Below are 21,614 nucleotides of genomic sequence, written 5' to 3' on the forward strand. Positions count from 1 at the left end.
GACCGTACTCTGACTCTTTGGTCGCGCCCCGCCCGACCTGCGCTCCCTAGGATGGTGAAGCCAGGGAGCGCTGCGATCGCATCACGCGCGTCTTGCTGCCTCAGACTGAAACCGGTGTTGTGACAGGACAGGTTCGTGCAGCCCGGCCTTGTCGCCCAGGCGATGGCGCATAGCATCGGAAATCTCGAACAAGCCCGCGTAAGTCATGGTCTTGTCGATGCGCGTTGGTGCACCGATGATTTCGTATGGGCAATCGACGGCTCTGAAAATCCGAGCCATTCGGGCGTCGAAAACCGAGACGATATGCTCGACACCGGCAAGTTGCGCTGCTTCCACCAGCCCGCACAGCAACTCAACCGTCGTGGTGTTGACGACTTGATTAGCGTCCTGACGCGTATGACCGACCACCAGTGCTGGGTTGATGGCGAAGCGCGAGCTTTCCCAGATCAATGGGCTCTCTGGCGCGCCACCCGGAACGAGGGTCGCGAAGACGTCGCGCAGCATGTTGGGTCCGGTGGTGGGCAACAGCCGGACCGCGCCTTGGAGCGCGCCGGTCTGCTCGTCGACGGAGAGCAGGTAAAGCGGGTCTTCGGCGTCGAAGCGGTCAATTTCCCAGCCATTGGTTACGGTGACATCCCATTCAAGCCGGGCGGCGAAAACGGCCGCTCGCATCCGAAACATTGCGTCAATCACGGTAGGATGGCTGTCGCGATCCACGCCTTCGATGGTGATGATCATGGTGTCGCCCCATGCGTTCTGTTGAAAACGCAGAAGCACCTAGACCTTCGCGAGTCGGGCCGAAATCCGGCGCAAACGCCGGATTTACGACGCTTCGCGAGCAGACTAGCCTTCTAGGCTTTGCGGGGAGAAAGGTGCGTGCTTCCTCTCTCGAGCATGCCGCGGTGCGTCCAGCACGCCTTCCACGACCAACTCGCGAGAGGGGTGATGCACATCGGGAATCACCTGATGCCTGCGCGGGTTCTTCCCGAAACGCTAAACTTTAGAACACTATCGCGTTCCATCCGGGGAGGATTACAGGGCCGTGAGCAGGTACACGAAAATCTTTGGCGATATCAAGATGACCACTGCTATACTGTCATTGGTCATGATCGCCATCATCGGCTCCATCACTGCCGTCTCCGGCGTGATTTACCTCAACCTGCACGATCAAGCGCTCGCCGCCAGCAAGGAGCAGCAGATCACCAATCTCGGGACGGCCGCGACGATTCTCGAACGCAGGCTCTCCGGATCCTTACTGAGCTGGACAGAGGAAGCAACGATCGGTTCCTTCCAGAGCTGGAGTATACCGCCATTCTACGAAACGAAGACGATAGATTCCGTGACACGCGTAACCAAGCAGGATGCCAGCATCTACGTCTTGGATGCCACCACGAAGAACTTTGTGAGCAAGAGGACAAGCATCGCCGGGGACGACGGAGTTCGCATCACTGACAACCTGCTCGATGCCAACAGCGCCGCCTATGCCGCGCTGGCGGCGCGGTCGACCATTGCATCGACATCAGCAAGGAAGCCACGTTCGATATCTGCGTCTGGCAGCAATGGTCCGGTCTTTAGCATTCAAACTCACGCATAGGGACGGAGTGTATCACGGCAGTTCCGAAAGCAGGCTTGCCTTGCCCGCTCGATTGACGGCATGGGTGCTGTTGGCGGCACCGAGCTTGTGGCGGGCGCTCTCCAGGTAGCAACGCACTGTGCGCTCAGCGATGCCGAGAATCGTTGCGCACTCCCAATGGGTCTTGCCCTCCGCAATCCAGCGCAGGCATTCACGTTCGCGACGTGATAGAGCAGCGGTGTCGGCGATATGGTTTCCTTCTAGCCGCACGATCGCCCAGTGCATATGAAGCGCGATCAACTGGAAATCGCGCATGTAGGCGAGGCGCAAGCGTTGCCAGTCCCGCGTACTGGCATTGCTCGTGATGGAGACGAGCGCCCGATCGCCGTGACGCCCATGAACAGGCAGGGAAATCCCATGCCGGCCGAGGCCGAATTCGCCGGCCTCGCCAAAGAGCCTGCGCACCGTCTGCTCATGCCGGTCAAATTCAGACCAGTCGATCGGCAGCATGCGGCGCAGGCCAACTTGGATCGCCGGATCAACGTCAACGAAATGCTCGGCCTTGTAGTGATCGATCCACTCGGGCGAATAGGTCACGGCGAGGTAAGGGCCGTCGTCCGGCCGATCAGTCAGGCCAACTCCGAGATAGGCGACCGACTTAAGGTCGTAAACGTCGAGCAGCTTCGCCAGTAGGGTCGAGATCTCAGCCGCGTCGAGCAGTTCGTCGATCTCCTCGAGCATGTCGAGAAGCTCCACATCGGTGTCAGCATGGGCTCGACGGATCATTGGCCACTTCCTTTCGTTCGAGCCGCGTGTCAGGGCCGGCCGGCTTTCCAATAGGAGCCGGTGGGCTACCCGGGAGGAGATTGATGCCCACCGGCGTCCTGGCCACCGTGACCTCCGGGTGGCCAGGAACTGATTGCCAACGCGCCCGAGGTCGAGCGACTTGGATCTGCGCTGAGGTGAGACGAAGCCGAGACTGAGCCGTAGGGACCGCTCTCACTCACCCCAAACTCGCTGGTCTGCAGCATCGACCGCACTAGACGAAGCGACGCAAACTCAGGGAAAATCCTACCCTCGTGGTCGCTGGCTGAAAGCAACCTTGCCGCCTATGACGCAGCCGTTACCACCACCTCGATTAGGGTATCTTTGCCTAAGTCAGACACGCCGATTGTGGCTCGCGCGGGAAGGTGCTCCGACGGGAGCCATTCCAGCCACGCTTCGTTCATACGGTCTCTCTGCGAAAAGTCAGACACGTATATCATAGCCGTCAGAAGCTTTTCTTTTGACGAGCCCACTTCGGCCAAGAGTTCATCGATCCTTCGGCATATCTGGGCAGTCTGTCCCTTCATGGACTGTGACTTGTCGTCTGCCACGAGGCCTCCGAAGTGGAAGACTCCGTTATGTTCCACCACCCTGTGATTGATCTTCGTCCTTACATGTCGCGTAATCATGTGGCCTCCCACGCAAGCATTCCTTAGGCGAAACGTTTGATGCTGAATGGTTCGATAGGGGCATCGGTCGAACCCTTTGCGATTAGTTCGGCCATCACTTCCCCGACAGCGGGGGCCAGTTGAAAGCCATGCTCGGAAAAGCCGAAGGCATGAAAGGCGTTTTCTTCAGTCGATGACGGTCCTATTACTGGTATCCGATCGGGCATACAGCCCTCGATACCTGACCATGATCGAATGATTGTGGCGTTGGCCATAATTGGGAAGATGCCGATTGCGGTTTCCGCAGACAGTCGCAACTGCTCGAAGTTGATTTCCGTGACATTGCTTCCCGGCTCGGCCCGTCCACGACGCGCTCCTCCGATGACCACGGTTCCGTTAGGCATCTGCTTGAAGGACAAGGGACGACCGGCCGCTCCGACCACGGCACGACAAAAGGGTGGCATCCTGTTGGTGACGATCATCATGGGTGCGACGGCTTCGACCGGCGCCCTTTCACCCAACTGCTGGGCGATGCCGCCGGCCCATGCGCCAGCGCAATTCAGCAGGTAGCGCCCGACGAAGGTTTCACCGTTGCTACAAGTCACCGTCCAGTCGCCACCCGTACGATGAACTGTCTGGACCGCTGTCTTCTCATGAAACTTTGCCCCCAGAGCCTGGGCCTTCCTCTGAAAGGCAAAGGTCGTCTGGTAGGGAAGCGCAAATCCGTCGTCCAGGCTAGCTAGAGCCCCAACACAATGTCCGGCGACGGCCGGAAGATACTCTCGCAGTTCCCCCCGTCCGATAATGGTCTCGTGCTTGAAACCCAATGCGCAAACATCGGCGGCGCGCGCTCTTAGCGCTTCAAGTTCGGCCTTCGTCTCGGCAACCCTGATCTGCGGGGCATTTTGAAAGCCGCAGTCATCGTCGACGAGATCCTCGATCCGATGCCAAATCTCCATTGATCGCTGCGAGAGAGGAATCTCGGCGAAATGCCGACCAAGGCGCCGCACACCGCCAGCATTCGTACCCGAGGCGTGTCGCGCTACCGTGTCCTTTTCGAAAACGATCACGGACAGACCGCTCATTGCGGAATTGAGCGCTGCTGCACAACCATGAATGCCGCCGCCGACAACGATGAGATCAGCCGTCTTATTCATGAAGCGCTCTCAATTGCCACGCTATGGTTTTGTTTCTGCCTTGCCCAATGCAGCAAGTTCACGAAGCGCCAACGGCTTCAGCGGCGGACGAATCCGGTAGTAGTCGACTGCCGATGGAGTTTCCCCGCGACGCTCAGCGATGATCTCTGTCGCTGCCAATCCGCAAACACGGCCCTGACAAGGCCCCATGCCGTTTCGCAAGTACGATTTCACCTGGTTCAGCCCGGTGGCGCCAAGGTCAACAACAGCGCGTATCTGACCTGCCGTCGTCTCCTCGCAGCGGCAGATGATCGTCTCGTCTGCTGGCGCTGTGATGTCGACTGAAGGGGCATATAGGGCTTCGAGGAACGGGCGGATCGACAACTCCGCGCGAAGCTTTGATAGTAGCCTATCAATGTCGTGCGAAGGCGCCCTACCCAGCTTTTGCGCGATGCGTTTGCCAACGATCCGGCCCTGCAAAGCAGCAGCTCGCGCCCCCCCGATGCCGCCCCCGTCACCAGCAACAAAGACATTCGGAACGCTGGTTTCGCCGAATTGATCAAACCGCGGCACGAAACAGCGCTGGTTCTCGTTCCATACGTGATCGCACCGTAGTAGGCGGGATATTTGCTGGTTCGGAACCACCCCTTGGTGCAAGGCCACGAGTGCGGTCTCGATTCGATGCAGGTGGCCGCTGGAATAGAACGTTACCGCCTCCGCCCGCTTTTCGCCGACAACGGCAATCCTGGTAGCACCGGGATAGATCGGTATGCCTGCCCGTTTCACGGCAAGCATTAATGCCGCGCCTTTTTTAAGGTAACTGACGGTAGGCGAATTCAATCGAAGTTTTCGAAGCGCGGCGACATAACGGGAGCGGGGGACGGTCTCGACGATTGCTCTCGGCTTGGTCCCGGCAGTGATCATCTGCGCCGCAACCAGCCAAAGCAGCGGGCCTGAACCGACAAACGTCACACCGTCATCAAGAAGGCCCGGACCTTTGAGCATGATCTGACACGCACCGGCGGTCATGACGCCGGGCAACGTCCAGCCAGGCATGGGTGTCGGCCTCTCAATGGCGCCGCTTGCAACCACCAGAGCTCCAGTGGCCAATTCTGTGGAAGCCCCATCCTTCGAATAGATGATGCGAAGTTCGGGATTGACGTTCCAGACGGTGGCTCCAGCCACATAGGCGGCCCCGCAGGCGCGAAATTCTCGAACCAGTTCGAGACCTTCCTCATAGTCTTTCCCGAGGATCGACAGTTGGTGCGAACTAGCATGTTCAACCGCACGGTAGATCTGTCCGCCTGGGGCGTGTTGTTCATCTAGCAGGATCGTCGAGAGCCCGGCGCGAGCACATTCGATCGCCGCTGTCATGCCGGCTGGGCCGCCGCCAATGATCGCGACGTCACAAAAGGTCATAAAAGTCTTCCTCGGAAGGACGCCGCTGCCGGCGAACGACCATGCCTTCTCTGACCGGCATCATGCAGGCCTGACGATCATAAACCCCATCAACTTCGACAAGGCACTCGAAGCAAATTCCCATCATGCAGTAGGGGCCGCGTTCAGCACCAGAAACAGGAGTGGAGCGGAAGACCGCCTTCCCAGCCGCCAAAAGAGCTGATGCGATCGAATCTTCCGGCGTAGCCGTAATCGTCTGGCCCTCAAACTTGAAAGCCAGCGGAGCGCCATCCTTTGTTTCAATGCGCTTGAACATGAGTTCTCACCTCTGGAGCACGTTGAGTTCTCGCGAGCAGCGCGTGAGAAGTTCCGCTCCATCTTCGGTGATCAGGTAGGTGTCCTCGGGATGTGCGGAGAAACCGGGCAAGTAGATGCTCGGCTCGATCGTAACGACCATTCCGGCTTGCAGCGGAAGTTTGTCGCCCGCGCCGATTTCAGGAAGTTCGGCAGCCTCCAGGCCGACACCGCGGCCGGTGCGATGGACAAATGTTTCGCCGATGCCTGCCTTGTCGAGCATTTCACGCGCGACCAAGTCCGGAACTTCGGCCGCAACGCCTGGTCGCAACACCGAAACCGCCTTATCATAGGCATCGAGCACTATCCGGAAAGTATCCTGCTCAGTCGAAGTCGGCTTCCTCATGGACACGTTTCGCGCGAAGCCGATGCGGTAATTCTGAAACTGCGGCACTCGGCAAAAGTCGAGCAGGATCATATCGTCGGGCTCGATGGCGCGAGTCGAAGCCAGAGCATGAACCATGTCGCTGCGCGGCCCCGAAGTGATGATCTGCGAACTTTCGGCCAGCGGATGATCCAATGGGCAGCCACAATTGGTGTGGTCGCAATGCCAAGCGTGTTGGTGCGCAGCTTCGTCGCGGCCGAGCATCGCGATTTCGAACTCGCGTATTCCGGGACGAATACCGGCGCATTCGGCATAGTACTCCTGCACCGCCATCTTGCCGCCGATACGCAGGATATCGATTTCCTCTGCAGATTTGATGATGCGCATTTCCTCGACGGCTCCGGCGCTCGAATTGATCTCGGCCGCCGAAAGCTCGCATTTGAAGAGTTCGTGCAGGGCCGCTGAGATGAAGTTCTTCTCCACGCCGAGCTTTTTGCCCTCGAGGCCCTTTTCCTTGAATATCTCATTCAGCAGGTTCAGCCCGCCGAAGACCTCCGTTTCACTACCCCACTCCACATGGTAGCGGATGTCGGCGAACCACGAGCGCCGCTTGGCAAATAGGTACTCGAGCTTCGGAACGATCAGTGCCGGCTCGCCAGACGCAGGAACGACCGCGCATATGAGGCGCCGGGGCATGGCGTATTCGCTTCGGTTGCTGTAGCCCCACAGGCCGGTGATGTAGCGAACGTTCTCCGGCTTAATCACGAGCAAACCATCGAGCCCACGGGCACGAATCTGCGCCTGGAGGTTGGTCATGCGGTGTTGAAAAGTCTCGATGCGCATCCAAAAACTCCGTGGACGAGCAACGACGATCTGCTGCCCCTAGAGCAATACTCCTGGGATGGATGAGTCAGGTCAAATCGCAAGAGTTCGGATATCTATGCGTAGGCCTTATCCATTCCGGGCAGAGGGGACTGCCTGAAGTTCGCCCGGTGCGGCGCTCGCATCGGGCGGCGAGGCGCGATTGGCTCCAGTTGGTTGGTCTAGCAGCCGGTCTCTGGTGATTCTTCGGGATCGGCCCGCGGAAACTTTTCAATGTAGCCACGAGTCTGAGCAGTTCGATCCGAGTGCGAACAGAAGCCTAATCCCGGTCTGGAGCGATGCATGTGCGTACCCATATGGCCTGTGAGATCGCTACTTTGCACCTCGGAACGTCTACTTCGCCAGGACGCGCGTGTTCTGGGATTTGCCGATGTTATCTGATCGGTCTCAACCGCGAACAAACACCGACCATCCCATAGCATGTGACAACTCCTCAAGAGCAGCGGTTCCCAGTAGCGAATTTCCGTTGGAATCTAGCCCCGGCGCCCACGTCGCTATGGACGCTTTGCCCGGTACAATTGCCAAGATTGCGCCACCGACACCGCTCTTCGCCGGCAGACCAACTCTGTAGGCAAACTCACCGGATCCATTGTAGTGGCCACATGTCAACATCAGCGCATTGATAAGTCTCACACTGCTGGCCCGTACCAGCTGGGGGCCAGTGTCGAAACCCGCAAGGAACCGACCGGAGCGGGCCAACTGCTCGCACGTCATGGCGATCGCGCAGTGATGGAAATATGTGCCTAACGTAAGCTCGCAGGAGTGTGCGAGATTATCATAAGCAGCGAGCACGTGAGCCAGAGCCCAGTTCTTGTGGCCAGAAAGCTTCTCGGATTCAGCTACACTCGGGTCGATCCTGATACCAGAATCCGATGCAGCCGTCTGAACAAAAAGAAGTATTTCGGCGAGCGCCTCCGCTGGCGACGATCCCGCTAAGATCGTGTCCGTCGTGACGATCGCACCAGCGTTGACGAACGGATTTGACGGAATCCCCTGCCTAACCTCTAGCTCTTGCAGCGAGTTGAACGCGTTCGTCGAGGGCTCTCGTCCCACCCTTTGCCAAAAGCTCTCCCCCCTGCGCCCCAACGCGATTGCCAAGGTGAACACCTTCGAAACGCTCTGTATCGAGAATGGTGTTGAGACGTCGCCCGCACTTAATTGTCGTCCATCCGACAAGCACACGGAGATCGCAAATCTATCCGGATCCACCGAGGCAAGTTCGGGTATGTATTTTGCCACGTCCCCCTTGGTCTTGGTTGCCTTGGCCGAGCGGAAAATCCGCTCAAGTACACCCTCAACGCTACGTTCATTCCTGACCATCTGCGGCCCTAGTAGCCGACCGCAGGATCGACGACATTTGGGAGCGCCTCGTTGTGGAAAGCGCGCCGCAAATTCCCGCAGACTTGCTCGATCGCAGTGGTGGGATTGATCGCGGCGGAGTTGTGCGGGGTTGTGGTGATCTTTGGATGGCTCCAGAACGGGTGATCAGCCGGCAGCGGCTCTGTCCGAAAAACGTCGAGCACTGCGTGCCGTATGCGCCCTTCGTCGAGCGCCATGAGCAGGTCATGCTCCACCACGAGGTCGCCGCGTCCGACATTAATGAGCGCGACACCGTGGCGCAGGCCGCTGAAGAAGCTGCGGTCCAGGAAATTGCGCGTCGCCTTCGTTGATGGCAGCAGTGCGACGAGGATGTCGGCGCGCGCGCAGAGTTCTGCGAGACCGTCCCGCCCGTGCCGTGCGCCTCCATCGCAGGGGGAGCGCGCGACCTCGTGGTCGGGAAAGGCTGCGGCAAGGGCGGAGGGCCAGCGCTCGTCGCTCAACTCGCTGAGAAAGAGGATCATGGGCTTGCTGGCCGGTGATGTTGTCATGGTCGTGCAACGAGGACCTAGCTCAATCCACGGTTCAGACCGCCGTCAGCTCGAAGCAGTTGGCCGGTTATGTAGGACGAAGCGGGAGACACGAGAAACGCGATAGTCTCCGCGATCTCTTCGGGTTGTCCCGCTCGAGCCATCGGGATCGAGCGCAGCAATTCCAAGTCGGACTCCGCCACGGCGTTGGCCAGCATCCCCGGCAAGACGCAATTCATACGGATGCCCATCGCAGCGTACCGATCAGAGTAGAGACGAGCGAAGCCGTGAAGGGCCGAGCGCACTGGGCCGAGGAGGTATCGCAGCCTTGGTTCAGCGGCTTCCATACCCGAGACGGCGACGATGGCGCCTCCTCCTGATTCCAGAAGATGCGGCGTCGCAAATCTCGCGACGCTTACGGTACCGAGCACCAGAAGGTCGAGCGCGTCATGCCAAGCCTCCCGCGGAATCGCGAAAATATCGGGCTTGAAGTCGGGATCGAACCCGAGCCTCGCTGTATTAGGTCTTCGCGCGGGCGCTACGTCCAAATTCTGTATTATTGATGCATAGCGCCCGGTGCTGACCACTACGGCGTCAAGCCTGCCGAACTTGGCGATCGCGCCAGCAATGAATTCTTCAACATCGCTTTCGTTCGTCAGCGTGCCCGCGAAGTCCCAAGCGTCAAGCTCGGCTGCGAGTTCTTCACACCCACAGCGCGACATCAAACCCAAGCGGTAACCTTGTCCTGCCAGCAGGCGCGCAGTTGCCGCTCCGATGCCACGGCTTGCACCCGTGACCACCGCAACACGACCTCTGTCCATTCGGACATCCGCCGAGCCGCTCAAGTTTGGCGCGTTTCTGCTTGCGGCGTTTCGACGAGGCGAAAGTCCTTTTCTTCCCAGGCCAGGTAAGTCGCGTCACCAGGCTGCAGGGGCGTGTCGCCCCGATTGACGGTGACCACATGGATGCGCTGGTCGCCTGATCGTGTGACATACCGGATCATTGTGCCGCCATATAGAACGGACTCGACCGTCGCGGGAATTCCCACTGTGTCTTCCGCCGTTGTGAACCTGACGCGCTCAGGACGTATCACGGCCGCCTTGCGCGTTCCGTCGATGAGCGCGTCGGCCGGCTTGAGGGGTATCACCACACCGGCATCGGACACGAACGAGGCCGTTCCCTTATTCACGGACACTTTGCCGGAGATGACGTTGGCGGAGCCGACAAACTGGGCGATGAACGCGTTCCCAGGTTGTTCGTACAACTCCGCAGGCGGTGCCGCCTGTTCGATCCGTCCCCTGCTCATGACCACAACATTGTCCGACATTGACATCGCTTCCTCCTGGTCATGGGTGACATAGATCGTCGTGATGCCGACCTCTCGCTGGATCCGCTTGATCTCAACCTGCATCTCCTCGCGAAGGTTCTTATCGAGGGCACCTAGCGGTTCATCCATCAGCAGAATCGAAGGTTCAAATACCATCGCTCTGGCAAGGGCCACACGCTGCTGCTGACCGCCGCTGAGTTGCGAGGGGAACCGATCAGCGAACTGGTGCAAGCGAACCTTTTCCAGAGTAGCTTTGACGCGGTTGGCGATCTCATCCTTCGGGACATGCCGCATTTTCAATGGAAATCCGACATTCGCGGCAACCGTCATGTGCGGGAACAGCGCGTAGTTCTGGTAGACGAGACCAATGTTCCGGCGATGCGGCGGCAAGTCGGTAACGTCTTGGCCGTCTAAATAGATGTTACCGCTGCTCGGTGTCATAAAACCCGCCAGCATCATCAAGGATGTCGTCTTCCCCGATCCGCTGGAGCCGAGAAGCGTGACGAACTGTCCTTTCGCGACGGTCAGCGAGAAGTCGTCGACAGCCAAAAAACTCCCGAAGTTCTTGCTAACGTTTCTGAATTCGACTGCGGGGCTCATTCTGCGTCCTTTGACTTTTGCGGCGTTGCGCCGGCCACGTTCCTGCTCTTGCGATTAAACACTTCGGCGAGCCCGATGATCGCGCAGGACACCAAGATGAGGATGGACGACACGGCGGCTATGGTCGGGCTGACTTCCCAGCGAATGCCGTCCCATATGCGTTTCGGCAGCGTGGTCGTTTCCGGACCAGCTACGAATGTCGCGATCACCACTTCATCAAAAGAGTTGAGGAACGCGAAAAGGAGCGCGACGATGACACCAGGTTGAATCATCGGGAAGGTGACCGACGCGAAAGCCCTTAGCGGCGTCGCTCCTAGGCTGACTGCCATTTGTTCCAGGCGCGGATCGAAACGTTCCAGCGCTGCCGAGACGACAACCACGGTGTAGGGGAAGGTGATGACCGTGTGGCCGATGACGAGGCCTGCGAAGGTGCCGTTCAATCCAAGCCGCGCGAAGATGGAATAGGTCGCGACGGCGATGACGATGACGGGAATAAGCAGCGGAGACAGGACCAAAGCCTGCAAAAGCGCTTTCCCTTTCCAAGTGCTTCTGGCCAGGCCATAGGCGGTGGCAGTGCCCAGGATGACCGAAAGCACGGCGGTTATGCTTCCTACTGTGATGCTATTGACCGTCGCATCCATCCACGCCCGGTCGAACAGGTATGCCTCGTACCAGCGCAGCGACAGGCCGGGAGGCGGCAGGCGCAACAAAGAGGAACTGCTGAAGGACATCGGCAGGATGGCGATCAGTGGCAGAAGCAGAAAGCCGACAATGCCCCAACTGGCGATGGCGAGCAGGTCGATGCGACGTAAAAATCGGATCATAGCTGTGTGGCCCCTGCCGTCTTTGAGATGGCCCGGTAGTAGACACCAAGCCCGACAAGCGTCATTGCCAGCAAGATCGTGGCAAGGGCGGCGCCCAGGTGCCAGTTTACGGTCTCAGTGAATTGGACAAAGATTTGCATGGCGAGGGTGTTCTCTCGCAGGCCGCCGAGCAGAGCGGGCGTAACAAAGAAACCAAGGCTCATGATCAGCACAAGAAGCGTGGCAGCGCGTACGCCAGGCATACTCAGCGGGAGGAATACATGCATGAAGGCTCTCGCTGAATCCGCGCCGAGACTGCGTGCCGCTCCGACCAGGCGCATATCGATGTTATGATTGATACTGTAAAGAATAAGGATTGCCGGCGGCAGCAGGTAGTGCACCATACCGATCAACACACCGGTAAGATTGTAGATCATCTCCACCGGCCGATCGACTATGCCAAGTTGTTCAGTGAGAAGCGTGTTCGCCAAACCGCGTCTCTGAAGAATGGCAAGCCAAGCGTAGCAGCGCACAAGAATATTCGTCCAGAAAGGCACAATGATCAGTGCCATCATGATCGACCTTGTGGTCGGACCGACGCGCATCAGATAGCAGGAAATAGGGTACGCGAGCACAATGGTGATTGCAGTCGACAAGCCTGCAATTTTCATGCTTGTCCAGATTATGGAATAGTAGCCTGGATTCGTCAGGATGGTCTGAAAGTACTTTAGGGTGAACCCGTCGTCATAGACGCTCTGCGCCAGCAGCACGACCATCGGCATTACAAACGTGGCGGCAAGGAACGCCACCCCCGGGATTACCAGCCAAGTGGCGTTTGGCCGGAGCGGGCGTAGTGCCCGCCCCGGATTCAGTGGTTTCGGTGGGACCGCCCCACTATCGGCAGCGGTCGAACTCATTTGAGTTTCCAAGCGTCCCAGCGCTCGATCATCCGGTCAGAATTTTCCGCCCACCACGCGGTATCGAAGAGCGCCATCTCGCCCTGTTGATAGTGATAGCTCGGAAGGCCTTCACGCTCCTCCGCGGTTAGCAACTCCAGCGCAGCCTCGTTGGTCGGTCCAATGCCTGTCTCTCGTGCGAACTCCGCCTGCAGATCGGCTCGGCTCATGAACTCAATGAGCTTCATGGCGTTGGCCGCGTTCTTTGCTCCACGCGGTATCGCAAGCCAGTCGACCGTCATGAGGCCCTGGTTCCAAACCACTTGCAGCGGGACGTTCTCACGGGCAACGACATCGCGGATACGGGTGTGAGAGCTGCTCGACATGTCGAGTTCGCCGGAGGCAAGAAGGATCGGCACCTGCGGAAACTGATCCCACCAGACGGCGACCTTGTGCTTTATCTTGTCGAGGCTGGCGAAGGCGCGATCGACGTCGAGTGGGTATAGGTCCTGGGGCGCAACGCCATCCGCCAGAAGGGCAAATTCCAGCGTATAGCGCGGCGCATCATAGAGCCCGCGCGCGCCAGGTTTGCCGTCGATGTCCCAGAAATCGGCCCAGGTGCTGGGAACGCTCGCCTTGTCGGTTGACTCGGTGTTATATGCCAGAATCTGACCGTAGGCGGCGTTTCCTATGCCGTAGTCGCTACGATAGGCTTCTGGAACGTTGTCCGCCTTCACTACGGCATCGTCCAGCTTCTCCCAGAGATTGTCGGCCGCGCCCTGTGGAATCCACAGGCCGAGCGCATTCGACACATCCCACTGGACGTCACCGCTCTCCACCATTGCTTTGATCTTGGCAAGGTTGTTGTCCGGGACATCGATCACCCTGATGCCGGTTTCCTTTTCGAAGGCATCGAAGTAGATCTTGCGCTGGGCAGCTTGGATGCTGCCGCCCCAACCGGCGAAAACCACCGTTTCCTGGGCCATCGCGCCATGCGCTGCGGGCAACAGCGAGGCGAACATTGATGTGGCGAGAAGAGCGCCAAGTCTGCGTCGCGATATAGTCGACATGTTGTAGTTCCTCCTCATCATGAGTGACGGGAACAAACCGCCCCTCTGATACACGAGGGTCATGAGATCCTTGCGTCAGGTCAAATCGTAAGATTTCGGAAATTCATGCGCCAGCCTTATGCATTTCAGCGGCGAGGACGCGATCTGTAGCGACCCGATGTGGATCGTCGTTGAGCATGGACAGGCGCCGTCGCGCCAAGGTGAGATGTTCGCAAGAGGCCCGCAGGCCGCACACCTCGAACGTTTGGTCGCGCGGGCGCGATTCGATCTGTCAAGCAGCGAACACTCTGTCGCTCAGCGCTCGACTAGAGGCTCCGAATGGCTCCCCGCAGGGTGTCAACGAACCTCTGCGCAACGAGTGATAACGACGCTGCGCCCGGATAGACCAAGCCGAACTCATAAGGTATTTCAGGGATGAAAGGCTTCACCACGACGGACCCGTCGACCAGCAATCGCGCGGAAAACGGGTCCACAATTGTGACCCCGAGACCAAGCTTAGCGAACTGCATAGCGCTCAATGAATAAGGGGTTTCCAGCACCATTTGTCGCTGGACCCCGGCAGCTTGGAAGACCGCATCGATCCGTCTGCGTAGCATGCTGTTTGCCATCAGCGAAACGAAGGGCATGTCTGCCAAGTCCTCAGGCATTATGACGTCGCGATTTGCATAAGCACTGCCGGCTGGCAGGACGCAAAGACACGGCGGACACGGCAGGAGCTCGATCTGCGCCACAGTCTTGTTCGCAGGCAATGCTGCAAGACCAATATCCATTCTGTCCGAGCCTATCCAGTCGAACACTGACTCCGAAAGCGACGTGTTCAGTAGGACATGGACGCCGGGGTGGGTTGACGTAAATTGCTTGATCACCGTTGGCAGGATACTGAGGGACAGCGCGGGCATCGCCGCGATCCGTACCGATCCCGAGCGAAGTGATCTAATCTCCTCGGCGCGCGAAGAGATCTTCTCCAAGCCGATAAAGCTCCTTTCAATCTCGTCGAACATCATTCGTCCTTCGGGCGTTGGAAACAGCCGACGGTTCCTGCGCTCGAACAGCATAATGCCTAGCGCCCGTTCAAGGTCCGCGACCAGGCGACTAACGGCAGGTTGCGAGAGATGCAGATGCTCTGAGGCGGCCGTGATGCTTCCAGCAATGTAGACTCTGTGAAATGCTTCGACCTGCTTAGCCGTCAGACGCATCTTTACGGTCCCTTCTTCGAGACAGCATCGAATAGCACACGATGCCGCCGAGTTCGACATGACCCATTGGCGAGCATCTACCGACAAGATGCTAGATCTCGATAGCTCGGCGTCGCGTGATCTCGATCAATGGGCATATGCTGCGCGGACTACGCTGCCATCAGTTCCACGATTAAACATCGGTCGCAGACCAGAATATAGATCGAATGCTGTGCCCCCTAGAAATCTCGGCAACGGTATCGAGCAGTTCGAGGCCCGTCCGGCCGCGCCAGGAAAGCTCCGCCGCGTCAGTCGCCACCACGAAGGTGCGATCAGCGCCGCCCATGACGGCATGTGGCTCAAATTAGCGTTCCGGGGAGGACGCCTTACTACGGTCAACACTCTTCCACCGCGCCTATCGCTCCGTCGCCAAATAGCGTTCGAGTGTGGGGCGGCCGCCCACTGACCAGAGGGACGACAAAGCGTCGGTGAAGCTTGCGACGTAGGTCGGATCGGCCGCGAGTTCCCCAAAGATTTCGGTCATCGAAAGCCAGGCCTCCGGCTCGCGCCGAGCGAGTTTGGCAAGCGAGGATAGCCGATCCCAATTTGTGTCGTTCGGACTGATGGGAGCCCCGCTTTCGGTTTCACCGAAGCAGTGTCGGGCCCACAGCGCCGAGACGAGCGCAAGGCCGGCCACAGACTGGCCTCGCGCCACTCGATCCGCCGCTGTCGGCAGGATGAACTTCGGCTGGCGATTGGCACCGTCATAGCAGAGCCGTTGGATTGTATCCCCGATCTTTGGGTTCGCAAATCTCCGCTCGATGAGAGTGTAGTAATCCCCAAGGTCGGTGCCGGGCACGGGCGGCACAGTGGGGATGATCTCCTCCCGTTCGACCTTCGCGAGGAAGGCTCGGATCAGCGGGTCGGCCATCGCTTCATGAACGAACTCGATATCGAGCAGACCCGCTGCATAAGCGATCGTGGCATGTCCGCCATTGAGGATGCGGATCTTCATGAGTTCATATGGTCCGACGTCGTCCACGAACTGAACGCCAACCCTCTCGAGGGCCGGCCGACCGGCCGAGAAATGATCCTCGATCACCCACTGCTTGAACTCCTCGCAGAACACCGGACATCGATCGACGATGCCGAAATCGCGCTGCAGGGCCGTCCGCTCCCTGTCGGTCGTCGCCGGCGTGATCCGATCCACCATGCTGTTCGGAAATGCCACATTCGCATCCACCCAATCGGCAAGCTCGGCATCGACGAGTTGAGCCAGACCGACAACGGCATTTCGGGTGACACGGCCGTTTCCGGGAATGTTGTCGCAACTCAGCACCGTAAAGGGGGGAGCGCCAGCCGCGCGGCGGAGCTTAAGTCCTGCGAGAATCAACCCGAAGACCGTGTTCGGTGCATCCAGGTTCGCAGCGTCCGCGATGATCTCGAGATGATCCGGATCGAAACGTAGGGACGCAGGGTCGATGTAGTAGCCGCCTTCCGTGACGGTGAGCGATACGATGCGGATCGCGGGATCGGCCAGCGTGCGAAGAATTCCGTCCAAATCGCCGACGGGCAGGAAGTCGATCATTGAGCCAATGACGCGTGCCTGTGAGCGGTCAGCCTCCTGCTCGACGACCGTCGTCAGATAGTCCTGAACGGCAAGCTTGCGTCGCATCTCTTCGTCAGCCGTGCGCACTCCAGCGCCGATGATGGCCCAGTCTTGGTCGAGGCCGAGATTGAACAGCGCATCCAAATAAACTGCCTGATGCGAGCGATGGAAGTTCCCTACGCCAAAGTGCACGATGCCGGCCGAGAGTTCGTCCTGCCGATAGCGCGGCTTGAGCACGGTCTCCGGCAAAGCCTCGACCATGGCGCGTGCGAGCGAAGATGGTGACGAGATGGGTAAATGACCGCCGCGCCGCCGTCTTGGAGCCATCATGGTCCATCCTGTCCCTAACTGGTTCACGTTGACGAAGCCGCCGTCTTGAGCCGCGACTTCTTGAGAGCGCCATGTTGCTCGAGCACGGCATAGCCAATGGTCGCGAACTTGCTGTTGATTTCCTTGAGGGCGGCAATCAGCTCGAGATGCTGATTACTGGATTGGAGACTTATGAGGTTGCCACCTCGGACGCGACCAAGGTGCGCGTGCCGGCTCTGCTCCTCGAGTCCGGAGACCTTCTGCTTGTGTCGGACGAGGCGCTCCGCGCTCTCCACATCTCCCGTCCATGCGGTATCGTGCGCGAGAAGGATGGCCTGCTTCACAGCTTCGACAAGACGCGCGACTTCCGCGTTGCCCTCGTCGCTGAGTTGGTACTCGCCTTTTGCTTGAAGGAGCCTGAGCGCCAGATACTTGCCCGCCAGCACATCGCCGCACCGCTCCACCCGGATCGCAAAATCCAGGATCTGTTGGCTCTGTTCGAGCCATGGCTCTTCCTCGAAGGAAACCTTCGAATAGATCTCGCGAATGCCGGCCAGTCCGGCATTCATCTGCTCTTCGAGGGCGGTGATCGCCTCCTTGTCGGGGTTCTTCGAGATCACCTGTTCGAGCATTTCCGAAGCGGTCTCAAGCATCGCGGAGAGCTTGCGCTTCATAGCCGGCAGCGCGAGGCTCGCATCGTCGGTGAAGCCCGCCGGCAGAGAGTCCCCGCGCCCGACAGAGCGGGTCGAAAGATGCTCCTCGAATACTCGGGCAATCCGCACGGCAACGGGCGTCAGTGGAAGGATGATCAGGTTGAGGGCGAGGTGGCCGGCGACCGCGGCATCCCCGGTGCTAAAGGGAATGATCGGTTCGATCACATCCCGCAACAGCACAAGAGGCGGAATCAACAGACCCGCCACGCCGCAGCGAAGTGATGCAACCGCCAGGGCCAATGCCCGAGCGCGGCCGTTCTCGGATTTGAGAAGCCAGATCGGCAGAACCGCGCTGCCGACGTTACACCCGAGGACAAACGCGAGAGCCGGCACGACGCCAAGCGTCGAATGATGGGCGAATGCCACTGCGGTGAGCAGTGCCGCCACGCTCGAATGCATAAGGAGCGTCATAACGATGCCCGCGAGCGCCGCCGTGACCCAGTCTCGATCCAGATAGGCGACGACAGTGTCCGCACCCTCGATCTCGACAATCGGCGCGACGCTGCTGCGGATCATTGTCAACGACAGGAAAATCAGGCCAAGCCCGAGAACCACCCGCCCGATGTTGCGCAAGAGCGGAAGCGGCGCACGCAGGTAGGCGGTCGCGCCGACCAGGATTGCAAATGGCCCAACCGCCGACATGGGCAGCTGAAGGAACTGGACGGCAAGTGCCGATCCCAAATCAGCGCCCACAGCAAGACCTGCCGCCGACGCGATGGAAATAGCCCCGGTGCCAACAAGCCCGGCCGCCATCAGCATCACGACGGTCGCACCCTGCATGACAAAGCCGAGGCCAATCCCCTTTGCGACGTTCTGAACCGAAGGGGAGTCGACGCTGAGGCTCGAGCGCAGCTGACTGCTCCACAAGCGCTCGATCCCGATGCGCATGAAGCGTACGGAAAAGAGAAGCAGCATCGCACTGCTCAGCAATTGCACCAGGAAGTAGAGCAAGGTCACCGGCAAAAACCTCTAGGTCCGAACACCGCGTTTCGGGTGGCGGTCGCGGCACCCGCCTAGGAACAGGGATCCTCCGAAAGAGGAGCCGGTGGGCGGGAATGGGAGGACACCCGCCCACCGGGCCGCCTCCCCCTCAGGAGGCGGAGCCAGTGATCGGGCCGGGAGGGCACCCATCACCGACGTCGGCGCCAGCAGAAGCAGCTTGCTTCAGGGCTGACCGCAGGGTGGCCACAGCTTTGGGCCGCCCACCTAAACACTCAAAGCTCTCCTGCCTTCCTCAGCCGTGAACTAAGCCTTGGGTTCGACGCCCGCACCTCGTGCTCCAGACGCGCGCCGCTCGCGACGTCGAACAGGTGGATGCTTTCGGGTGGCAGGCCGATCGTAAGAGAGTCCGACAACTCAGCAGTCTGCGTCGTCGAGATTTGCAACTGCTGGCCATTGGCAGCCTTGACGACAACAATCCGATGCGACCCCAGATCCTCGGCATAGACCGTCGTCGCCTCCGGACCGATCTGACCCAGCAAGGTTTTCTCGGGGCGCACGCCGATCTTGACCGGACCGTCGCGGGCCTCCGTCTGCCCGAGGGTAGTTTTCTCGAAAATGAGCGTCCCCTTCTCGACGACCCCATCGAGCAGGTTCATCGGTGGCGCACCTATGAAGCCGGCGACAAAGACGGACGCTGGCTTGTGGTAGATCTCCTGCGGCGTTCCGTATTGCTCGATACGGCCGGCATTCAGGATCATGATGCGGTCTGCGAGCGTCATGGCCTCGACCTGATCGTGCGTCACGAACACGCTGGTGGCGCCGATCCGCGTGTGAAGCTGGCTGAGTTCCATTCGCATGCCATGACGGAGCTTGGCATCGAGATTGGACAATGGCTCGTCGTAGAGCAGAACTTGCGGCTCGCGAACGATAGCGCGGGCGATGGCGACACGCTGCCTCTGGCCGCCCGAGAGCTGTCCCGGCCGCCGGTCGAGATAGGCGCCGAGTTCAACAAAGTCCGCGGCTTCCCGGACCCGGCGGGCCCGGTCCGTCTTCGGCACGCCGGCAACCTTGAGTGCGTAGCCGATATTCTGCGCCACCGTCATATGCGGGTAGAGCGCGTAGTTCTGGAAAACCATGGCGAGGCCTCGGTCCTTCGGCGGCGTATTTTGGACCTCGCGGCCCCCGATCAGGATCCGCCCGCCTGAAATCTCCTCCAGTCCCGCCAGCATATTGAGCAGGGTCGACTTGCCGCAGCCGGACGGACCGAGAATGACCGTGAAACTGCCCGCCTCGATCTCAGCGCTGAGGCCGGGAATGACTTGGACCGTGCCGTACGACTTTCGCACGTTGTCGAGGATAATGTTGGCGGAAGTCATACTATCGATCCATGTAGTTCAGCCCGCGCACGATGCGGCGCTGGAAGACGGCTATAAGGATGAGCGGCACGATCGAAACCAGGAACGCGCCCGTCATCTGCAAAGGGAAATTGGGAATGGCGTCTTCGCCCGTGCCCGTCTCGAGCCGCGTGAGCCCGACAACGCCGGTGAGCATGTCGGACGACGTCGCCGAGATGAGCGGCCACAAGAACTTTCCCCAGCCGTCGATGAAGAAAAAGAGGGTGAGTGCGATGAGCGGCCCCTTGGAGAGGGGTAGAACGACGTCCCACATGAAGCGGAGCGGGGATGCGCCGTCCATCGTTGCGGCGCGCGCCAGGTCCTTTGGCAGCGTCCGCATGAACTGCACCATTATGAGGATGGCCGCTCCGGTTGCGATCTGCGGCAGAATGATACCGGCGTAGGTATCGAGGAGATTGACCTGAAAGGTCAGCGGTGCGCCGAATAGCTTCGCCCACAGGTCGCCGGCATTGAGCAGCCACTTCAGCGGCAACGCGATGTCGGAGGTGACGCGGTAGGCGGTGATGATCATCAGTTCGAGCGGCAGCATGATCGTCGTGAGCACCGCCGCGTAGATCACGAAGGTGTAGCGGCTGCGGAAGAAAACCAACGCGAAGCCGGTGGTGAAGGCGAGGAAGACCTTCCCGATGGCGATGCCGGTCGAAGTGACGAAGCTATTGAAAATCTGGCGCGGCAGGTCAGACCGGGACCACACCTCGACGATGTTGTCGATCAGGTGCGTGCCGGGCTTCAGGCTGACGCCCTCTCTGACGAAAGTCGGGAAGTCCAGAGTGGCGGTCAGGAAAGCGATGACCAGCGGCGCGAGGATGAAGACGCATCCGACGATCAGAACGATGCTCGCAACCGTGTTGATGGAACGGGTGTTCTCGATCATCGATCGTACTCCACCCGGCGCTCCAGGATCAGATACTGCAGGGAAGTGACAGCCACCACCACGACCATCAGGATGGCCGTCTGGGTAGCAGCACCGGAGAGATCGTAGGCTCCGAAGCCATCGCGATAGATCTTGTAGACCAGCAGGTAGGTGGCATCGCCGGGTCCGCCCTTGGTCATCACCTCGATCAGGTTGAAGGACGAGACGATGCTGTCGGCAACCTCGAGCACGACGACGATGAAGAGTTGCGGCGTTATCAGCGGCAGCTGAATGTCAAAGAGCCTGCGCCACGGTCCCGCGCCGTCGATAGCAGCGGCCTTATGCAGATTGTCGGGAATGCCCTGAAGACCGGCGAGGAGAATGATGAAGGTGAGCGTCAGGCCGTTCCAAGTGTTCGCTATGAACAGCATGATCCAGGTGTCTACCGGATCGAGGCGAGGATTCCACAGGCCGGGCACGAGTTGGTTCACCCAAATCATGGCGCCCTGATAGGGGTCGAGTATGAAGATGAAGATCACCCCGAGCGTCGCGGCCGATATCGCCTTCGGCCACATCATCAGGTTGCGCGTGAGCGAGCTAAGACGGACCGCCCGATCTGCCGCGAAGGCGATAATCAGGGCCGTGCCGACAGACAGCGTCGTGCCAACGACCATGAAGACGGCGGTACGCCCCAAGGCGAGCCAGAATGCTTGGTCATGAAAGACACGCGCGTAATTCTGCCAGCCCACAAAGCGTGAGCCGCCTCCGAACGGCTGCTCGAGACTGAAAGACCAGAACAACGCCATCCCGATCGGGATGAAGAAGAACAGGACCATGATCAGGATCTGTGGCAAGGAAAGCCACAGCGGCAGCCAGCGATGTTTGTAGAAGCCGCCTTTCATGGCGGTCCCCTCCATAAGATTATTGAGCCGGCGCGATGATACCGCGCCGGCC

General features: G+C 59.5%; 21 protein-coding genes. 1 reads left to right on the forward strand and 20 read right to left on the reverse strand.

Translation table 11 applies throughout. The features are described from left to right. Nucleotides 1-81: 81 nt before the first annotated feature. Nucleotides 82-738: an acyl-homoserine-lactone synthase gene (locus JN302_RS37870; RefSeq protein ID WP_202331045.1), complete on the reverse strand. Its 657-nt coding sequence runs from the start codon at nucleotides 736-738 to the stop codon at nucleotides 82-84. Between the two features lie 304 nt (nucleotides 739-1,042). Between JN302_RS37870 and JN302_RS37875 the strand changes: the two genes are divergently transcribed. After that, nucleotides 1,043-1,594, forward strand: a complete 552-nt coding sequence (locus JN302_RS37875) for a hypothetical protein (RefSeq protein WP_202331046.1) — start codon at nucleotides 1,043-1,045, stop codon at nucleotides 1,592-1,594. A gap of 12 nt (nucleotides 1,595-1,606) precedes the next feature. Here the strand turns inward: JN302_RS37875 and JN302_RS37880 are convergent, their stop codons facing one another. From JN302_RS37880 to JN302_RS37970, 19 genes are all read right to left on the reverse strand, one after another. Next, nucleotides 1,607-2,359, reverse strand: a complete 753-nt coding sequence (locus JN302_RS37880; RefSeq protein ID WP_202331047.1) for a helix-turn-helix transcriptional regulator — start codon at nucleotides 2,357-2,359, stop codon at nucleotides 1,607-1,609. Between the two features lie 323 nt (nucleotides 2,360-2,682). Further along, nucleotides 2,683-3,027 (reverse strand): RidA family protein, encoded by a 345-nt coding sequence (locus tag JN302_RS37885; RefSeq protein ID WP_202331048.1) that lies wholly within the window; start codon nucleotides 3,025-3,027, stop codon nucleotides 2,683-2,685. A 23-nt stretch (nucleotides 3,028-3,050) separates the two neighbouring features. Next, nucleotides 3,051-4,163, reverse strand: coding sequence for an NAD(P)/FAD-dependent oxidoreductase (locus JN302_RS37890; protein ID WP_202331049.1), 1,113 nt, complete (start codon nucleotides 4,161-4,163; stop codon nucleotides 3,051-3,053). A gap of 21 nt (nucleotides 4,164-4,184) precedes the next feature. Next, complete coding sequence (locus tag JN302_RS37895; protein WP_202331050.1) at nucleotides 4,185-5,561, reverse strand: NAD(P)/FAD-dependent oxidoreductase; 1,377 nt, start codon at nucleotides 5,559-5,561, stop codon at nucleotides 4,185-4,187. Next, entirely contained in the window at nucleotides 5,548-5,856 is a 309-nt protein-coding gene (locus JN302_RS37900) for a (2Fe-2S)-binding protein (RefSeq protein WP_202331051.1), read from the reverse strand. The genes JN302_RS37895 and JN302_RS37900 overlap by 14 nt, the downstream gene beginning before the upstream one ends. Nucleotides 5,857-5,862: 6 nt before the next feature. Beyond that, complete coding sequence (locus JN302_RS37905; protein ID WP_202331052.1) at nucleotides 5,863-7,062, reverse strand: M24 family metallopeptidase; 1,200 nt, start codon at nucleotides 7,060-7,062, stop codon at nucleotides 5,863-5,865. Nucleotides 7,063-7,488: 426 nt separating this feature from the next. Next, nucleotides 7,489-8,421, reverse strand: a complete 933-nt coding sequence (locus tag JN302_RS37910) for a glutaminase (protein WP_202331053.1) — start codon at nucleotides 8,419-8,421, stop codon at nucleotides 7,489-7,491. Between the two features lie 8 nt (nucleotides 8,422-8,429). Beyond that, nucleotides 8,430-8,942, reverse strand: a complete 513-nt coding sequence (locus JN302_RS37915; RefSeq protein ID WP_202331054.1) for an NAD(P)-dependent oxidoreductase — start codon at nucleotides 8,940-8,942, stop codon at nucleotides 8,430-8,432. A 44-nt stretch (nucleotides 8,943-8,986) separates the two neighbouring features. Continuing rightward, a complete protein-coding gene (locus JN302_RS37920; protein WP_202331055.1) occupies nucleotides 8,987-9,769 on the reverse strand; it encodes an SDR family NAD(P)-dependent oxidoreductase in 783 nt (260 codons plus the stop codon). 20 nt (nucleotides 9,770-9,789) lie between these two features. Next, nucleotides 9,790-10,875 carry an ABC transporter ATP-binding protein gene (locus JN302_RS37925; RefSeq protein WP_202331056.1) on the reverse strand — a complete coding sequence of 362 codons (1,086 nt, stop codon included), beginning with the start codon at nucleotides 10,873-10,875 and terminating at the stop codon, nucleotides 9,790-9,792. Beyond that, nucleotides 10,872-11,699 carry an ABC transporter permease gene (locus JN302_RS37930; protein ID WP_202331057.1) on the reverse strand — a complete coding sequence of 276 codons (828 nt, stop codon included), beginning with the start codon at nucleotides 11,697-11,699 and terminating at the stop codon, nucleotides 10,872-10,874. The genes JN302_RS37925 and JN302_RS37930 overlap by 4 nt, the downstream gene beginning before the upstream one ends. Continuing rightward, complete coding sequence (locus tag JN302_RS37935; protein ID WP_202331058.1) at nucleotides 11,696-12,595, reverse strand: ABC transporter permease; 900 nt, start codon at nucleotides 12,593-12,595, stop codon at nucleotides 11,696-11,698. Before JN302_RS37935 ends, JN302_RS37930 begins: the two co-directional genes overlap by 4 nt. Then, nucleotides 12,592-13,644, reverse strand: coding sequence for an ABC transporter substrate-binding protein (locus JN302_RS37940; protein ID WP_202331059.1), 1,053 nt, complete (start codon nucleotides 13,642-13,644; stop codon nucleotides 12,592-12,594). Before JN302_RS37940 ends, JN302_RS37935 begins: the two co-directional genes overlap by 4 nt. Before the next feature lie 305 nt (nucleotides 13,645-13,949). Further along, nucleotides 13,950-14,840 (reverse strand): LysR substrate-binding domain-containing protein, encoded by an 891-nt coding sequence (locus tag JN302_RS37945; RefSeq protein WP_202331060.1) that lies wholly within the window; start codon nucleotides 14,838-14,840, stop codon nucleotides 13,950-13,952. A gap of 394 nt (nucleotides 14,841-15,234) precedes the next feature. Next, the gene (locus tag JN302_RS37950) at nucleotides 15,235-16,689 is read right to left on the reverse strand and encodes a mannitol dehydrogenase family protein (protein ID WP_244846134.1); all 1,455 of its coding nucleotides are present in this window, start codon (nucleotides 16,687-16,689) and stop codon (nucleotides 15,235-15,237) included. A gap of 92 nt (nucleotides 16,690-16,781) precedes the next feature. Further along, a complete protein-coding gene (locus JN302_RS37955) occupies nucleotides 16,782-18,407 on the reverse strand; it encodes a Na/Pi cotransporter family protein (RefSeq protein WP_202331061.1) in 1,626 nt (541 codons plus the stop codon). A gap of 257 nt (nucleotides 18,408-18,664) precedes the next feature. Then, nucleotides 18,665-19,768, reverse strand: coding sequence for an ABC transporter ATP-binding protein (locus JN302_RS37960; RefSeq protein ID WP_202331062.1), 1,104 nt, complete (start codon nucleotides 19,766-19,768; stop codon nucleotides 18,665-18,667). Nucleotide 19,769: 1 nt separating this feature from the next. Then, nucleotides 19,770-20,681 carry a carbohydrate ABC transporter permease gene (locus JN302_RS37965; protein ID WP_202331063.1) on the reverse strand — a complete coding sequence of 304 codons (912 nt, stop codon included), beginning with the start codon at nucleotides 20,679-20,681 and terminating at the stop codon, nucleotides 19,770-19,772. Further along, a complete protein-coding gene (locus JN302_RS37970) occupies nucleotides 20,678-21,562 on the reverse strand; it encodes a carbohydrate ABC transporter permease (RefSeq protein ID WP_244846135.1) in 885 nt (294 codons plus the stop codon). The genes JN302_RS37965 and JN302_RS37970 overlap by 4 nt, the downstream gene beginning before the upstream one ends. Between the last annotated feature and the right edge of the window lie 52 nt (nucleotides 21,563-21,614).

It is taken from the genome of Mesorhizobium sp. L-8-3 (genome assembly GCF_016756615.1).
Taxonomy (GTDB): Bacteria; Pseudomonadota; Alphaproteobacteria; order Rhizobiales; family Rhizobiaceae.

Excerpts from the sequence above, each read along its gene's own strand:
- JN302_RS37870 (WP_202331045.1), bottom strand. The coding sequence starts at position 738 with ATGATCATCACCATCGAAGGCGTGGATCGCGACAGCCATCCTACCGTG.
- JN302_RS37880 (WP_202331047.1), bottom strand. The coding sequence starts at position 2,359 with ATGATCCGTCGAGCCCATGCTGACACCGATGTGGAGCTTCTCGACATG.
- JN302_RS37885 (WP_202331048.1), bottom strand. The coding sequence starts at position 3,027 with ATGATTACGCGACATGTAAGGACGAAGATCAATCACAGGGTGGTGGAA.
- JN302_RS37890 (WP_202331049.1), bottom strand. The coding sequence starts at position 4,163 with ATGAATAAGACGGCTGATCTCATCGTTGTCGGCGGCGGCATTCATGGT.
- JN302_RS37895 (WP_202331050.1), bottom strand. The coding sequence starts at position 5,561 with ATGACCTTTTGTGACGTCGCGATCATTGGCGGCGGCCCAGCCGGCATG.
- JN302_RS37900 (WP_202331051.1), bottom strand. The coding sequence starts at position 5,856 with ATGTTCAAGCGCATTGAAACAAAGGATGGCGCTCCGCTGGCTTTCAAG.
- JN302_RS37905 (WP_202331052.1), bottom strand. The coding sequence starts at position 7,062 with ATGCGCATCGAGACTTTTCAACACCGCATGACCAACCTCCAGGCGCAG.
- JN302_RS37910 (WP_202331053.1), bottom strand. The coding sequence starts at position 8,421 with ATGGTCAGGAATGAACGTAGCGTTGAGGGTGTACTTGAGCGGATTTTC.
- JN302_RS37915 (WP_202331054.1), bottom strand. The coding sequence starts at position 8,942 with ATGATCCTCTTTCTCAGCGAGTTGAGCGACGAGCGCTGGCCCTCCGCC.
- JN302_RS37920 (WP_202331055.1), bottom strand. The coding sequence starts at position 9,769 with ATGGACAGAGGTCGTGTTGCGGTGGTCACGGGTGCAAGCCGTGGCATC.
- JN302_RS37925 (WP_202331056.1), bottom strand. The coding sequence starts at position 10,875 with ATGAGCCCCGCAGTCGAATTCAGAAACGTTAGCAAGAACTTCGGGAGT.
- JN302_RS37930 (WP_202331057.1), bottom strand. The coding sequence starts at position 11,699 with ATGATCCGATTTTTACGTCGCATCGACCTGCTCGCCATCGCCAGTTGG.
- JN302_RS37935 (WP_202331058.1), bottom strand. The coding sequence starts at position 12,595 with ATGAGTTCGACCGCTGCCGATAGTGGGGCGGTCCCACCGAAACCACTG.
- JN302_RS37940 (WP_202331059.1), bottom strand. The coding sequence starts at position 13,644 with ATGTCGACTATATCGCGACGCAGACTTGGCGCTCTTCTCGCCACATCA.
- JN302_RS37945 (WP_202331060.1), bottom strand. The coding sequence starts at position 14,840 with ATGCGTCTGACGGCTAAGCAGGTCGAAGCATTTCACAGAGTCTACATT.
- JN302_RS37950 (WP_244846134.1), bottom strand. The coding sequence starts at position 16,689 with ATGGTCGAGGCTTTGCCGGAGACCGTGCTCAAGCCGCGCTATCGGCAG.
- JN302_RS37960 (WP_202331062.1), bottom strand. The coding sequence starts at position 19,768 with ATGACTTCCGCCAACATTATCCTCGACAACGTGCGAAAGTCGTACGGC.
- JN302_RS37965 (WP_202331063.1), bottom strand. The coding sequence starts at position 20,681 with ATGATCGAGAACACCCGTTCCATCAACACGGTTGCGAGCATCGTTCTG.
- JN302_RS37970 (WP_244846135.1), bottom strand. The coding sequence starts at position 21,562 with ATGAAAGGCGGCTTCTACAAACATCGCTGGCTGCCGCTGTGGCTTTCC.